This window comes from Haladaptatus pallidirubidus (assembly GCF_020700235.1).
Lineage (GTDB): Archaea > Halobacteriota > Halobacteria > Halobacteriales > Haladaptataceae > Haladaptatus > Haladaptatus pallidirubidus.
Map to the genome: position 1 here is coordinate 128,767 of NZ_CP085304.1, position 15,334 is coordinate 144,100.

General features: G+C 55.4%; 14 protein-coding genes and 1 pseudogene. 4 read left to right on the top strand and 11 right to left on the bottom strand.

Annotated elements, in window-relative coordinates; translation table 11 throughout:
• Positions 1 to 161: 161 nt before the first annotated feature.
• Positions 162 to 623: a helix-turn-helix domain-containing protein gene (locus tag LIX15_RS26150; protein WP_227778086.1), complete on the top strand. Its 462-nt coding sequence runs from the start codon at positions 162 to 164 to the stop codon at positions 621 to 623.
• On the opposite strand, the gene LIX15_RS26155 is transcribed toward LIX15_RS26150, so the two are convergent.
• The 7 genes from LIX15_RS26155 to LIX15_RS26185 form a co-directional block, all read right to left on the bottom strand.
• Positions 615 to 3,497, bottom strand: a complete 2,883-nt coding sequence (locus LIX15_RS26155; RefSeq protein WP_227778087.1) for a type IV secretory system conjugative DNA transfer family protein — start codon at positions 3,495 to 3,497, stop codon at positions 615 to 617. The genes LIX15_RS26150 and LIX15_RS26155 overlap by 9 nt on opposite strands.
• On the bottom strand, positions 3,490 to 4,554 hold the full coding sequence (locus tag LIX15_RS26160; RefSeq protein WP_227778088.1) for a DUF8128 domain-containing protein: 1,065 nt from the start codon (positions 4,552 to 4,554) through the stop codon (positions 3,490 to 3,492). The genes LIX15_RS26155 and LIX15_RS26160 overlap by 8 nt, the downstream gene beginning before the upstream one ends.
• The gene (locus LIX15_RS26165; RefSeq protein WP_227778089.1) at positions 4,551 to 4,811 is read right to left on the bottom strand and encodes a hypothetical protein; all 261 of its coding nucleotides are present in this window, start codon (positions 4,809 to 4,811) and stop codon (positions 4,551 to 4,553) included. Before LIX15_RS26165 ends, LIX15_RS26160 begins: the two co-directional genes overlap by 4 nt.
• Positions 4,808 to 7,720: a VirB4 family type IV secretion system protein gene (locus LIX15_RS26170; protein ID WP_227778090.1), complete on the bottom strand. Its 2,913-nt coding sequence runs from the start codon at positions 7,718 to 7,720 to the stop codon at positions 4,808 to 4,810. The genes LIX15_RS26165 and LIX15_RS26170 overlap by 4 nt, the downstream gene beginning before the upstream one ends.
• Positions 7,721 to 7,762: 42 nt before the next feature.
• On the bottom strand, positions 7,763 to 8,071 hold the full coding sequence (locus LIX15_RS26175) for a PrgI-related protein (protein ID WP_227778091.1): 309 nt from the start codon (positions 8,069 to 8,071) through the stop codon (positions 7,763 to 7,765).
• Positions 8,072 to 8,188: 117 nt separating this feature from the next.
• Positions 8,189 to 9,586 carry a TrbL/VirB6 family protein gene (locus LIX15_RS26180; RefSeq protein ID WP_227778092.1) on the bottom strand — a complete coding sequence of 466 codons (1,398 nt, stop codon included), beginning with the start codon at positions 9,584 to 9,586 and terminating at the stop codon, positions 8,189 to 8,191.
• Positions 9,587 to 9,596: 10 nt separating this feature from the next.
• On the bottom strand, positions 9,597 to 10,127 hold the full coding sequence (locus LIX15_RS26185; RefSeq protein WP_227777836.1) for a hypothetical protein: 531 nt from the start codon (positions 10,125 to 10,127) through the stop codon (positions 9,597 to 9,599).
• 135 nt (positions 10,128 to 10,262) lie between these two features.
• Here LIX15_RS26185 and LIX15_RS26190 point away from each other — a divergent pair, with 135 nt between their 5' ends.
• Entirely contained in the window at positions 10,263 to 10,496 is a 234-nt protein-coding gene (locus LIX15_RS26190; protein WP_227777837.1) for a winged helix-turn-helix domain-containing protein, read from the top strand.
• Between the two features lie 169 nt (positions 10,497 to 10,665).
• Positions 10,666 to 10,860 (top strand): hypothetical protein, encoded by a 195-nt coding sequence (locus tag LIX15_RS26195; protein WP_227777838.1) that lies wholly within the window; start codon positions 10,666 to 10,668, stop codon positions 10,858 to 10,860.
• Between the two features lie 9 nt (positions 10,861 to 10,869).
• On the opposite strand, the gene LIX15_RS26200 is transcribed toward LIX15_RS26195, so the two are convergent.
• From LIX15_RS26200 to LIX15_RS26215, 4 genes and pseudogenes are all read right to left on the bottom strand, one after another.
• On the bottom strand, positions 10,870 to 12,048 hold the full coding sequence (locus LIX15_RS26200) for a hypothetical protein (protein ID WP_227777839.1): 1,179 nt from the start codon (positions 12,046 to 12,048) through the stop codon (positions 10,870 to 10,872).
• A 380-nt stretch (positions 12,049 to 12,428) separates the two neighbouring features.
• Positions 12,429 to 12,665 carry a hypothetical protein gene (locus LIX15_RS26205; RefSeq protein WP_227777840.1) on the bottom strand — a complete coding sequence of 79 codons (237 nt, stop codon included), beginning with the start codon at positions 12,663 to 12,665 and terminating at the stop codon, positions 12,429 to 12,431.
• 135 nt (positions 12,666 to 12,800) lie between these two features.
• A pseudogene (locus LIX15_RS26210) lies at positions 12,801 to 13,100 on the bottom strand (geranylgeranylglyceryl/heptaprenylglyceryl phosphate synthase); the annotation flags it as partial.
• A 156-nt stretch (positions 13,101 to 13,256) separates the two neighbouring features.
• Positions 13,257 to 14,336 (bottom strand): Gfo/Idh/MocA family protein, encoded by a 1,080-nt coding sequence (locus LIX15_RS26215; RefSeq protein ID WP_227777841.1) that lies wholly within the window; start codon positions 14,334 to 14,336, stop codon positions 13,257 to 13,259.
• A 100-nt stretch (positions 14,337 to 14,436) separates the two neighbouring features.
• On the opposite strand from LIX15_RS26215, the gene LIX15_RS26220 reads away from it, so the two are divergent.
• A complete protein-coding gene (locus LIX15_RS26220; RefSeq protein ID WP_227777842.1) occupies positions 14,437 to 15,312 on the top strand; it encodes a sugar phosphate isomerase/epimerase family protein in 876 nt (291 codons plus the stop codon).
• Positions 15,313 to 15,334 lie beyond the last annotated feature (22 nt).

The following is a 15,334-nucleotide window of genomic DNA, read 5'->3' on the forward strand; positions in this document are numbered from 1 at the left end:
CCATGGCGTTATTTTTTGGTGTTGTTCACCGCTTCATGCACAGCTATCGGGAGTTCTTGATACAGCTGTATAGTGCCCTAATATTGAAGGCGTACTACCTCAATAGTGCTGGGTATAGGCATACTATGGACTCTGACAACTCCACACCAACCCCTGAAGAGATGCGAGACAAGCTGGGCGACCAGCGCCGGAAAATGCTCGCCACACTCAACCGGGCCGACGAGGCCACATTGGATACATCAACACTCCGACAACGGGCCGACGTTCCCACCGGAAGTATCGACCATCATCTCAAGCTGCTCACCCGCTGGAATCTCATTGAGCAACAACCAGATCGCACCTACACTGGGCAAGGTGGTTCACGTGCTCGCGTGTGGCAGCTCACCGACGACGGAGTGGCATTCATCGAGGACCATGACGACGTGCTCTCACCACCAGAAACCGCACAGACTGCCACACGGGTAACCGCGCTTGAAAATCGTATCGAAGACCTCGAAGCGGAAACTCGCCAGCGGCGGCAGGTTATCATCGATATCCTCGAAGTCATCTCCGGAGCACAAGACGACGAAACGCAAAAACAAGTACAACAGATCCTCGCAGAGGCCGACACGAAACTATCGTAATACGCCAAATCCACTGTTTGACTCGATACTTTCCTCCTCGTCTCTGTTCGTATCGCATTCACTGCTCAAGTTCTCGGTAGTCGGTGCTGTATCTTCCTCTCGCTCGGTGTCCACGTCGTCTTCGGTGCCTGTCTCATGCTCGTCCCTCTCATCACCTGTGACTGATTCATCGGTACCTCCTCCGTTCGATTCCAGCTGATAGCTGGATACATCGTTCACCAGATCGGTTAACGGTGTCTGTGTCTCGCCTTCATACAGTCGGATATCCATCGGTGTTTGTGTCTCTGGCGGAACCACGATCACGTCCCACTCGACCGCATCAAGGTCGCCATCCATTTCGTACTCGGGGATCATCGGCGGCTTGATATTCCGCTCGCCACCGCTCGGGTACGCACTCGCGTCGGTGAAGATGTCGGCTGCCGACTCGAAGCGTGCATGAACGGTGCCCTCACTGTCGCGTAGCACGTATTCGTCCGTCTGCTCATCATGTACCCAGACGTTCTCCCGACTTCCAGGTCGGGTCATCGTCTCGCCGTCAATCGTAAGCATCTGAGTGCTGGTGTAGAACCGCCGTTCGTCATCCACCGGGTGATTGCTCCGACAACAGAACGGCGTGTTTGCGACCGTCTCATACACATTCTCGGCGACGTCCTCTCGGGCAAAGAACAGACAGCGATGCCCGGCGTTGTGGGCTTGGGCGAGATTTTTCACCGTCTGTGAGGGTTGGGTGCTGCCGGTCGTGTGTTCACTCTCAATATAGACGTCCTTCGCTCCCGCAAGGCGATTCAGGAGGGCGTGATTGTCCCGATAGGTGGTCACTTTAGCAGTGATCTCTTCGGGATCGTCGGTGTCGTCGATTGCAAGCATCTCATCAACCCGTGCGAGACCGTCCGGCATTGCGTTGCCCGTCTGATCTGGAATTTCGAAGATGAAGCCAAGCTGCGTCAGTGGGACATAGGCATCAGCCATCGGTGCCCAGTGTTCCGCCCCGCCGTCATTCTCGCTATCGCCGACGTTCATGAAGCTCCGAGAGCGCACCTTCACTTGGCTTTGGCCGCTTTCTTCGCGATACTCAAGATAGGCTTCGGGGATGTCCTTGAGCACATGCCGCCACGCACGTTCGGCGGTCTCAACCCCACCCCTCGCGGGGAGATAGTCGGTGAGCCGATCGAGACATGCCTCAATCGGGATGAACGCACCCGGTTGTCCCTGTCGGATGCTCTCGTCGTAGATGGCTTTCAGTGCTGCATCACGCGATCGTTCGTCGTTAGCTGTATCGAGTGTCTTAGCACTCGCTTTCTCCGGCGTGACACTCTCGTTCATCCCGCCAAACTTGAGCTGGCGCATCATCTCGTCGTCCGTGAGTGGTGGGGCCGCGAACCGCTCCAGACTTTCAGTGATAATCTCCTCCGCTTCGTCTTCATCGCGGATGTTCGGATACGGCGCGAACGTCTTGAGCTTGAGCGCACCAGAGAACCGGGTACCGCCGTCCAGCGGGATGCGGGACCAGATCCGATGGTTTTCGAGTTCAGTGAAATCCTCGATATCACAGTCACTCAATCTCCGTGTGAGTGGGCGGGCGTCTTCGTCGTCCAGCACGCGGAAGAATACACCCGTGTTGCAGTTGTTTTTGACTGGCTTGAGCACGCCTGACTCTTTGAGTTGCGTCGGATACTGGCAGGCTAAGGTGACCGAGAGGCGCATCGAGCGGGCGCGTGCCAGCATGTCATCGACGTCAAGGTTCTTGTGGAGGACGCGATCGGCTTCGTCGAGGATCGCGAAGAACGGTGTTTTCTCTGCGCCTTCGATTGAACGGTTCTGAATCGCATTCCACAGCGGGCGAAGCGTCCCGAGTGTCACAAGTTGCTTGATATCATCGTCGGAAACCGCCGTGCGAACGATGACGATCTTTTCGTCATCGAGGATGTCCCGAAAGTCGATCGTACTCGCACGACACCCCGCGATTCGGCGGGTGACGGGACTCTCGACCCACGGCTTCAGCCGGGTTATCACGGGTCGGACAGCGTCGTCATCCATTTCGGCGATTTCGGAGACGAACTCACCGACCCACGGATCGTCAATCTCCTCGGCGAAGTCCTCACGCCGTTGGGCGTTCAGGAGGACGAAGTACATATCGAGCACACAGTACTGCTCGTCTCGATCCTCGATCTCGTGATTCGCCTGCATCATCGCCCGTGCCATCGACTCAACAATGGCGTTCATCCGCGGTCCCCAGTAGTCGTCGCCCGACAGAACGGCCTTGAGCACCTGAATACGGTCGGTAACGTGCTGTTCAAGCTCTATTTCGCTCTCACAGTCCGGCACTTCGAGGAAGTTGATCCCGATACTTCGATCGTGATCGTCGTCACCCGGTTCGATCCAGATCACGTCGTCATGCCGATACTCGGGGAGCTTCTGGAGGAGTTCTTTGCTGTCCTCGGCCTTGGGGTCGAAGTAGATGAACCCGTAGCCTGCCCACGCGAGCTGCACCATCCAGTTCAGCATCTCGGTCGTTTTCCCCGCGCCAGTGGTGCCGACAACCCAGAGATGCTGAAAGAGCTGATTGAACTCCACTGGTGCTGGATCAAAGCCCTGCTGGGCGCTGTCATTGTAGCCCAACCACAGTGGCATGTCTGGATGATCGCGAGCGCGTTCGAGCAATTCGCGGATCTCTGGGCCTGCCACCGGTCCCTGCTCTTCGGTCTCAGTGATCGTTTCGGTCATTCCATCCGCCGCGTACTCTGCACCTGTTTGGGTGAACCCGTACGGTTCGTTTGTGATCGTCGTTGAGATGGATTCGTTCTCCTCGGCTTCCTTCTCCGCTGATTCATCCGCCGAATCGTCTTCACCACTCCCGAAGAGTCGGTTAAACATCTTTCTCCCCCGTGATGTACCCGCTGTGCTCGTGGGACCCGACCGGCACCTCTTCGCCACGTTTGGTCTGGCGACGATCGAGCTGGGCGATCGAGATATCTGCTGGCGGCAGGTGCACAATTGGGGCGATCTCGAGTGACGTGAGCAGCATCTTTTCCCCGGACCACTCCCGGCGGGCCATCGTTTCGGCGAGCGTATTCGGCGAACTACTTGGCTCGACGATGAACGCCTGCTCGGTCTTTGAGTTGTAGTAGCTCGCGAAGGAGGCACCAACCGCCTCAGCATGGTGCTTGACTGCTTTCTTGTCGTCACCGACCGAGAGGTGGCGAATCATCACATCAAACGCCTTCTCTTTCGCACGTCGATCGAGGACGTTTCCGATCTCTGTGGCATCGGCTGTTTCTTTCTCGCGCTTGGTTTCGGCGAGGTTGTGAATCGTGTAGACACCGTTCAAATGGTAGTAGAGTTCGGTGAGATTCGTCGTCAGAAGCCGTCCTGTCTGCCAATTCCGCGTCGTCGGGCGAAACATGACTTGGATGACACTCCGTACTGACTCTCGACCGGTCGCACCGCCTGCTTTCACGGCATCATCCACGATATCGCCGAGGACAGTCTCGTATGGGTCGTCTTCGCGGAAGCCTTCGAGGTCGCGGCGACGTATTGGCCACCATCGGTGCTTTCGGAGCGTCCACTCACCACCGGCGACGTAATCCCCCTCATCGATGTGTATGAGGTCGGCCTCTTCCCTCCGAACGTCCGAATCAGGATACTTGTGCCGAAGTCGGGTGAGGAACCAGTGGAAATCGTCGCTGCACGGCAGGTAGCGGAAGCTGATCTGCTCACCGTCGTAGACGATCTCGGCTGCACGGGGCACGCTTCGCTTCCCACTCAGATCTGAGTGGGAGGGATGGACGGATTCGAACCACTCGATCGCAGTGTCTATCCCGCCGTCGTCTTTGAACGGCCGAACGCGAATGAGCTCATCACTAGCTTGGTTGTTGGACTCTATACCGAGTTGTGCGGCACTGTACTCGGCTGACCGACTCAAGCGACTCATCGGCCTGCCCCCGGAATGAGTTTTGAGGCTCCGATTAGCACACCGATGATCGCGAGATACGACGCGACGATGTCACCGAGTAGCGCGCTGAGTTCTGGTGCTGAGTAGCCCAGGAACGCCGGCACGAATCTGTTCGTGAAGAAGACCGCGAACAGCCGCTCGGCGAGGAACGTTGAGAACTGCTGGATGAGTGGGACACTCGCGAGTGTATGAAACGCGGCCACTACCATCTCGACAGCCTGGAATAGGAGGTTCATTCCCGCTCACCTCCGTCAACCGCCATTACCGAACGCTTTGCCGTCGTCTCACTCTCCGACTCATCACTGGTTTGCTGCCCATCATCGAAGCGATCGCCAAGCTGGCGCTGTAAGTACTCATGCCAGTTGCCGTGGTCACTTGGTTCGTAATCGACGATCGAGAACTCGACCGGATTTACATCCATGCTCATCTCAACCCGTTGCGGGTAGCACTCCCGCGTTCCATCCTCGTCTACAGCAAGTAGCATTTCCGAATACCCACGGTCCTTGTCGCCCGGCAGAGCACTGTTGACGAAGGTTGCTTCCTCGGCGTTGAGCCCGATTTCACTCCCGAACTCGGGGGTCATATCGTCCAAGTGATGAAAGCACATCATCGAGGAGTTGTTGAAGATGACCTCTGCCTGCGATTTGAGCGCACTCGTCCCCTCGTCGTCTTTCGCGTAGAACTCGCTGATTGACTGGGTGCTAAAGAGCAGCGAGAGGTTATAATGCCGGGAGTGGCGTACAACCTGCTCAAGGAACGTCAGGTTGTCCGCGTGCTTAGTGAGATACTGCGCTTCGTCAATCAGAATCATCGTCGGGTCGTCGCTTTCTTTGGCCATCTCGTAGACCGACGTGAGGAGCAACCCGAGCATCAGCCCCGTTTCGCCTTTCCCTTCCTTGAGTTGCAGATCGAGGTAGAAACTCCCGCCATCGGCGTTCAAGTCGAAGCCAGTTTCCTTTGTGAAGTGCCGATAGCGCGTGCGGAACGCTTCAATGTCCTCGGAGAGCACCCGTTCGGCCGCTTCGCGCGTTCGCAGTGGGACGTCCGTTTCACTCAAATCAGCGTCGAGGAGGTCCCCCATCTGGTGAATCTCGGGGTTGTCACCCACCCCAGCAATGTGAGCGATCTCCTGAATCACGTCGCGAAGCGTTGGTGAGTCGTTGCCGTGCGTGCTCGGATCCTTCGTGATTCCCTTCTCGTTATAGGCACGGCGTCCGGCTTTCTCCCAGACGTTCTTTTTCTCCGCTTCGAGTTCTCGGTCTTCGAGGTCGTAGAATATCTCGACGAAACTCATGAAGCGCTCCATCGCCTCACTGAACGGCGTCGTACGTCCCACGACCGATAGCTTCTCCTCGGGTGTCTCTTTGATTTCGAGTGGATTGAGGCCCGTCTCACCGCCCACGACGATCTGCTCAGCATCGAAGAGCTTCGACGGGCCTGCAAGCCCTTCGAGTGGGTCGATGAGCACGACGTTCATCTCGGGGTTGCGTTCTTTGAGTTGGGTGAGGATCTTCTTCGATGTCGTCGATTTCCCGCTTCCGATCTTGCCGAACACCATCATATTGTAGCCCATTCCCCGAAGGTACGGATCGACAATCGTGGGCTCGTCCCGATCGTGATGGATGCCGACCTCAATTCCCGATGGCTCGTAGATGTTGTTCGACGTGTAGGGCATCTGCTTTGCCAACGCCCGTCCAAGCATCGGCGTGGCCTTATTCATCGAATCGTAGACGAGCGGTGCAGCCGAGTGGGTCATCTCCTCCTGCTGGAAGTGGGCAGGCACGACCTCGCACCGAGCGGGTTGCTCTTTGAAGCGCTGTTTCATCGTCTTCGCCGCATCGAGCAGCTGCTCTTCGGAGTTGGCGCGAAGGCTCACGTACGTCGATGTCATGAACAGCCCCGACCCAGACTCAGTCAGGGAATCCTCGATGTCAGAAGCTGCTTGCCACTTGCGATAGGCTGACTCGGCTCCCCAGTGGCCTTCTTGCTCTTTCTTCTCGTAGTCGCTCCTGTGTTTGATCTTGTTTTTCTGGGACTGTTGCCGGGCATCGGATTTTGAGATCCCAAGCGCATGGGTTGAGAGCGTAATATGCACGCCGGGTGTGTTCAACACGTCACGAAACATGCCAATATCAGGGTTCTCCGGCCAATTCTCGACCCACATTCCAAGGACGTAGGTCTCCTCGTCTAGGACAAGATAGCGCTGATCATCATATCGAACCGACTCGGGAGCGAGAAATGACCGATAGTTCTCGGCGAGTGGATCGCTGTCCTTTGTCTGCACATCAACCTCGTAATCTGCATCTACATCGGCATTCCCGCCCACAACCGGCGAGTCATGGATCAGTGCCCGAATCGTCTCATCGGGAATCGTGGCTGCATTGTCCGCTCGGTAGTAGGAGCGAAGCAACCGTGTGAACTCGACAAGTGAGATCGGCGTCCCGGTGATACCATCGACGCTTCCGAGTGCCTGAACGACGCTGTCAACTCGCTTGTTTAGCCGAGCAGTTAAGTCCGTACGGAGCTGCTCGAGGTCATCGCCGTAGTTGTTCATCCGACGGGCCTTGATCTGATCGCCGATGAGCGGGAGGTTCGTTGCACTCCCGAACAATCCAGCAGCATCGTCCCACGATTCGGAGAGTTCGACCGGCATGACCTTCACGAGGATGTAATGCTCGCGAACAAGCACACTCTCGTGGTCGTCGTCGATAATCTCCACTCGTTCATCGAGCAGGCGACGTTGCAGGCGATCCATTCCCGTGAGGTCTTTTCCGTCAGGCCGTTCAGCCGCCATTTCGTGATAATCCTCGCGATAGCTCTGCTTATCGAGTGAGCGAAGCGTGCTGTACTGCTCAATCTCGAAATCGACGGTTGTTGAGAGGGCTTCATCCAGCTGCTTGATGCGGTCTTCCCACTGGGATGCCGTTTTCGTACTCATGTTCGCTGGGTCGACGCGGATCGCGGCAACAACTGAACGGTCTGCCAATTCCACGGCGTTGTGTGCCGGAAGTGGTCGGTTCACGGGAACCCACTCTTGGGTGGATTGGCCGCTGGTACTCGTCACGAATCGACGGACGAGAGGGACTGTTTGGAAGAGTTTCTGTGCGGTCGGATGCTCGTTTGCGGGTTGGGCGTTCTGACTCATTGGTTTGGGTTTTGGATGTTAGTTAGCGGTCGATACTGTGGGTTAGCGGCGGTTCTGACGGGAATGGAGCTTCACCGATTGCCGGGTGAGCCATTTTGTCCGTTGAGCGACGAACTCACCTGCTGTGAGGTACGCCGGTTCGACAGCGAGCACAACTCCTGCACCCGCCAACGCGACGAGTGTTAGGAGAATGCCCGCGATTTGGAGCCGCTTCGGGAGGAATGGCGTGAGGACCAAGATCCCGAGTGCCGGGTAGATGGCACGAACGAGTTCGTTCATGTCCCACCGGCCGAAGACGTCCCGTCCGCTGGCCATTTGATCGAGGACTTCTGCTCCAGGTGAATCTGGCATATGTGATCTAGGTGTGTAGTGGATCACCGCAGCACAGTGCCGCTCAAGAACGACACTGCTTGACTGCGAGTGGGAGGACAAGTCCCGTCCTCCGTGGTTGAAAGTCGGTACTGGCTGTCAGTCATCGGTATAGCCCTTCCTTCCGGACAACCGCCATCCGCCTTCGTTCCGACGCTTTCGCATACTTTCGTTCGGACGTGAGGGCGCCATTTCGGGCTGTGATCCCTGCCGTGTTACGGGCGATTTTCTTGGTTCAGGTGAGGAATCGTCTGTGCCGCCATCTGACCGAATGGCTCGGAGATTTTGGCGTCGATTGTGGAGCCAATTGGTGGTGGATTCTTTGCGCTCTTTGGCACGCTCGTAGGATTTCTCCATACCCTCTTTCGTAGGACGACTGTTCCCGGCCGCTTTGCTCATCTTCCCTGCATAGCGCCGCGTTGCGATCGACGTCCAACCGAGGATCGCGATCGACAGGATCGCACCCCCGAGAAAGCCCATTCCGACGAGCATGTCGCCGAGGACTCCAAATCCGAAATCGAAGTCAATAATCAACCCAAGTCGGAGAAGGAAGGCCGCCGGGAAGACGAGGATGAGCAGCGTGAGATAGTGCCACGCCAATCGGGCGAAGAACCCACGTATCCACTCAGCCGGTGCTGTGAGCGCCATGATCACCAGAATGGGCATGCACACCTGATAGAGGATGAGCAATGCGTGGCGCGTACCGAACATGATCGCCAAGGCAAATATCTCGGAGAGACTCGCGCCTTGGGTCAAGATGATAGTGAGTATCCCTCCAGAGGCGAGCTTGGCCAATCCATTCAACGTCGTAGCCATCTCTGCTCCACTTGGGGCGAGTGTGGTTGCAAAGGCATTGTTCAGCCGGGCGATTGCTGTCCCAATCTGCCACCAGAGGCCGATGAACATCCCGCCAGCTGTCGTCTTAATCAGCAAGTCACCTCCATCAAGATCTCGTCCAATACCGGGTGCGGTGACCTTGATCGCAGAAAACCAGTGATTCAACACCAGCAGGACCATCGAGGTCGAGCCAACGAATGGAACGTAAAGCTGCCAGAAGATGTCGTTCCAATTGGGGTTCTGGTTCTCAACCGGATAGCCGAGGATACCGAGATAGCCATCATTTGTCGGGAATGGCGTTCCGACGATAAAGCCGGTAAAGGCGTTGATGAATTCCTCGATTGCCGTCGTGATTTGCTCAACAAGCCACGTGCCAGCGAGGAAATTGACCGCGATTTTCGCGGTCTCTCTCGGCCCCGGAATATCAGGCATGAACCCACCGAAGCCACCACTCCCGGACGAGCCACTGCCCGGCGCATGCGAGCCGTTGGCTAGCGTCGTTGTTGTCGAATTATTGGCTGCAGATCCGTTGGGCGGAGTAGCTTGAAACATCGGGTGCGACGAGTGGGGGGTGGCGGCGGTCGCCGAGGTAATCAGCATCGGAATGAGGAGGATGATGGCGAGACTGACAACCAACACTCGTCGGGTGTTGGCGTGCATGCATTCCTCCTTAGACACCGGGCAGACAGCTGGTATCGACCGGGAAGGCCATCCAGCCCATCATAATGCCAAGCATCGAGAGACCAACGAGAGCGCTGATGAAGCCCTTGTGGCCTCTCATCTGCATCTGCTTGAACGTGCCTTGTTTCCCGCTCGACATCGTGAGTGCCTGGCCGCCCCCACCGATGAGTTGGCTCAGTGCGTACGCGCCAACGAGGAACGTCCCGCCAGCGGTGAGAAAGAACGGGAGTGCTTGACCAATGAATTCGGATTGATTGCAGACGTTCACGCTTCCACTCGATTGGGCGGCGACACGACCGATAACGAGGCCTGATGTGAGCGCGACACTGTATGCCTTTGGAATCGCTGTTGCAACCGTCTCGTCCGTGACGCCGATTGCTCGACCGGCACGCACGGCCATCGTGTCTACCAACTCTACACCAGCGTCAACCGTCCCTGCAATCGTCTGTGAAACGGAGTCACTAGATGCTGTTTCTGATGCGCCTCTATCGCTCTGCTCGTGGTTTCTTGAGGGAACCATATTCCATCCTACTCAACTAGAAATAGAAATAAATAGTTTACGGACGGTAGTGTCTTTTCGTATTTGACTGTCCGTAAACTACAAAAGGGCAATGACAGACAACACTTACGTATGATACGCTACGAATTGCAGCCGATGGTTCGACTAAAGGATGTTGACAAGCAAATACTCGACCTGTTTCACGAGGGAGACCGAACGCAATCATATCTGGTCGACGAAACAGGCTATACGCGGCAATACATCCATCAGCGATTAGAAGTGCTGGAAGCAGCGGGCTACATCGAAAACATCCACGCCAAATCCGCACTGTACCACCTCCTTACTGACCCACGCGAAAACACCGAAGACGACCAAGACACAAACTCATGACTGCCCTCAAAACCACATTCATTGATGCGATCAAGCACAGTCGAAAAGTACGCTTCTGGGGCGCAATTCTCCTGGCGCTCCTTGTTTGCTATGTATTTGGTATCAAGGGAATCGGATCATTCATCATCATCCTTGGTACTGCTGCGGTCGCAAACTGGAGGGCGTAACGATGGGTACCCTCGGGAGAGGAGTATCTGCAATTCTGTTCGCATTTGGAGCCCCATTCATCGCGTTCGGTCTCTCCTTCATCGGATTCTGGTACTATCTTTCGATGTACCTTCCCGAAGGCTGGGCAAAACCAGCGGCGTTTCTGATTTCGCTTATTTGTGTCTGGGGTGTCCTCCGCGATATCAGAAAAATCTGATCTCGAGGATCAAACCGGCTCCCCATCAACAGTGATATTCTCCATCACATCGCCCGACCCCCGAAAGAGAATGTTCTCTGTCGCCTGCCAACCAGGGGTTTGAACCCGTAGATTACGAACCGTAACATTGCTTGCTGCATCATCAACCACGAGTGCTTTCGTCGGCGACTCGTGGATTGTTATCGAGACGTTCTCAATCAACGCTTTCTGCACCCCATGAAGGATAGTGAGACTCCATCCAGTCGGCTTCTTCTGGATGATCTGGGTATTCTTGACCGCACAGGAACCATCATCGATCCGAATGGGACGCTGCTCGTAATAGAACTCGTTTCCGAACGACTGATCGATGATGACCTTACACCCGATGATCTTTGAGTCCGTCCCGCCAATCCGGATGTTTGAGGCGTGTGAATTGCCTGCAATGCAGTTTATCACTTCGACGGTACCGTCTCCTGTGCCGGGATGGCCACCAATCACGTAGATCCCATTGTCGGGCCATCCACCACAGATAACCCGTTCTAAGCGGAGCTTCCCCTGCGTGCGTGGATGCATCGTAATCCCCGATGTCGCCCACGATCGACCGGCATACGGCCCACCGTCGTAGGTATCTCGCGTGTTGATCGTTTTCTGGTAGGTGAGTCCACCATGTCGAATATCGATATTTTGGGCCCGAACGAACGCATTCTCAGTCGCTGGATTCAGTCGAAATGGTCCCTGGCATCCCAGTGAGTGCATCCCGACTTGCCGGATGTTCTGAATCACCGATGTCCCGGCTGTGTGATGATTCAGAATTTGCATCCCTTCGTTCTCCCCGCGCCAATCAGCTGTGAACCCACCGAACACGAACTTGCCCTGATGTGGCGTATCAGGCACTCCGATTTTGAAATGCTGAGCAGGGCCGTGATACTCGCCCTTGGTGACATCGAATCCCTCGATCGCGTCCACACGTCCGTGCGTGAGGACCGCGTTCTGTCCGATGATCCCGAGATTACGGAGTCCAACGTGGCGATGGTTCGTATTGAGCTTATACCGACCAGGTGGAAAGTAAACGAGTGTATCGTTGTCGATCACACGGTCGAGGACATCATCAATCGCTTGCTTTCCACTGTTGTCTGCGCCTTTCTTTACGATGTTGACTCGGTGTTTGAACTGGTCGGCGTACTTTGTCGGATCGAGTCCTGACGGCATGCCACTTGTTGAATTCGTGCTATTGGTGCTGTTCGATCCAGTATCAACAGCTCCGATTCCACTGCCGTACACACCCGGACAGTGACGCAAGACCGAGACTAGCGGTTGTCGCGAGAAACGCCCGTCGACTGTGCGATTCGTGATCATCTGTGTCAGCGGTTAGTGGTGGTATCATAGAGGGATCACTCGCGTTTTAGTGCAGGCGTTGTTTCTAGAATACGGTATTACACAACACTAGATAAGTTTTACGTACGTTACTAAATGGATTGAAGTGAGTTTTTTAATTCAGATGTATTTGTTAGCATTATATGCTAACGAGAAGGTTGAAGAAAGAGTGCGAGGCAGGAAGAGCTAAAAACGCTGTCAGACCGGACGACGAGTTAGCGAGTCGTACCAGGAACGAGATCCCAGACTTTCTCAGTCGCCACGTACTCACCGTCCTGCTCTTCGATGTATCCTTCATCAAGGGCCTCGGCTATTGAATCATCAATATCGCCGTCAAAGCGACCATGTTGGGTTGCAGTCACACCAATGTGGTCGCAATCAATTGTCGCACGGTTTTGCCCGCCCGTATTATGCTCGATTATCCGAGCGACGATTGCGGCATTCTCGCTCATGTCAAGTGATCGTGTCTGAACGGCGTTAAATCGGTGGGGGATCTTGGTTAGTATATTATACTAACCTGCAAACGATTGCCTGTAGGCACACACTCCCGATTGACACAATCACCACTTCGATTGGAGGGCACAGGATTATGAGTCGTGCTTCGCATCCCTTGCTCCGCGAACGGTTGCTTCGACCGCCTCGATGCCGGCTTCATGGAGCACATCGCCGACGATGACCGTGTCTGCGACACTTGCCATCTCGTAGGCCGAATCATAGTCGTGAATCTCGCCCCCATAGAAGAGCTGTGCTGATGAGAGTGCATCTCGTGCGGCAGCCACAACTGCTGGATCGCCGAGGGTGCCAGAATACTCGAGATAAACGATCTGCTGACCGAGGATCTGTTCGGCAAGTTCAGCATACGCAACGACATCATCGGTCTCAAGATCCTGCTGATCAAGATCGATTGGGAGCGCTGCAATCGTCCTTTGAAGATTTTCTCGCGTGCTTCCTTGTCGGGAAGGCCCACCTCGTACTGTTGATCAAACCGTCCACGTCTACAGTACACGTCACAGCACCAGATCTGTATCCTGCTGAGTGAAATTCTATCCGAGTCGAACCGGCTTCCCACGGTCGGCCGAGGCATAAACAGCCTCGATAATCTCGACGGCTTTGCGTGCCTCCTGTCCGTCGAGCATGAACGGCTCCTCGTTCGCTAGCGCGTCAAGGTAGGCCGCGATATTTCGGCGGTGGTATTCGTAGTCAATGGACATCGGGTCAGACGCACCCCCGCCACTGGCCATCTCGGTGAATCCCTCACGAACCGCTGTGTCATTCGAGTGCTCCTCGCGAAACTGCCACGTTACGAGCTCATCTTCGAGGATTTCCGCGGTGCCGTTACGACCTGCCAGATGGATGCGTTTGAGCGACCCTGGATACATCGAGGTCGTACCGAGAAGTTGGCCGAGCGTCTTGTTTCGGAACCGAAATACAGTGGCTGCGGTATCTTCGACTTCCATAAGATCGCTATTGTGCGCAAGCGTGTCCGTGTAGGCAAACACCTCGGCAACCGGGTTGACGTCCTCGTCGAGATCCATCGTTGCACTGGCGAGCCACTGGATAGCATCCACGCTGTGGATGGACTGGTTCATAATCGCGCCACCGCCGTCGAGTTCCACGGTTCCCTGCCACGACCCCTCATAGTAATCATCTGGACGCCACCACGGCACGTACGCATTCGCAACCGCAAGCCGACCGAATCGACCTGACTCTGCTGCGTCGTGCATCGTCTCGACCACGGGGTTATACCGTTGTGGGAAGACGCCTCCAAGCCGAACGCCTGCCGCTTCACAAGCTTCAATCATTTCGTCGATACGTTCGGTCGTTATCTCAAGGGGTTTCTCACAGAGGACGTGGACGCCGTGATCCGCTGCAGCAAGCGTAGGTTCGAGATGGGCACCGCTCGGTGTGCAGACGATGAGCACGTCGGGATCCATCTCTTCCAACATCGTCTTAGTGTCGGTATAATGCGTGCAGTCGAACTCATCGGCGAACGCGCGGCCCTTTTCGATTGTCCGGCAAGAGCCCCCAACTAGTTTAGCGTTCGACAAGTCAGTTATGGATTCCGCATGCATCTCCGCTACCGCTCCGATACCGGCGATAGCGATACGATAATTCTCCGTCATTCGGTTCGAAACGACTCGCGACCTTGTCAAAAGAATACCGGTTATTTCCCCGATGCCGAAACCATTAACATGATTACGACCATCCACACGAGCGTCGAACATGACAACAAACCATACACAAAATACAACGACCAGCGATGGCAGTACCTTCGTTCTCTCCGGATTTGCGGACGAGATCGATCCGAACTTGGAAACGCAGCTAGACGTTTTTGAAGACCTCGATATCGGCTATTTTGATCTCCGCGGTGTTTACGATACCAACGTCCTTGATTTAGATGATAATTCCCTCGAACGTATTCGAGATATGATAGACGACCGCGGCATCGCTATCTCTTCCATCGGCTCACCCATTGGTAAAATCGGTATCACAGATGATTTCGAGCCCCACAAAGCACGTTTTGAGCGCGCCATCAAGGTCGCGGCGTTCTTCGATGTAGAGTATATCCGAATCTTCTCCTACTACATCCCGGAGGGCGACGACCCCTCGAAATACCGAGGGGAAGTTATGGATCGAATGCGCTGGAAAGCAAAGCGTGCAGAGGAAGAAAACGTGACACTCATCCATGAGAATGAGAAGGATATATACGGCGACACCGCCGAACGATGTCGAGACGTTCTCACAACTGTGAATTCCTCTAGTCTCCGTGCTGCGTTTGATCCTGCGAACTTCGTCGAAATCGGGGTCAAGGCCTATCCGTACGCATTTGTACTCCTCGCCGAATATGTCGAGTATCTCCACGTCAAGGATGCCGAGATGGACGAACGTGGTGAGATACGACCCGCCGGTGAAGGCGACGGCCGGTTCGACGACTTGATTCGCGTGCTTGACGCACGGGGATTCGACGGGTTTGCCTCTCTTGAACCTCATCTTCAATATGCGGGCCCAAGCACGGGGATGAGTGGTTCTGAAGGATTTCAGACGGCGGCCGAGGCGTTTCGTTCCGTCCTCACGGAGGTGGGTGTGGACTACGAATAGGGGTCTCTCGTACGAGTTCATG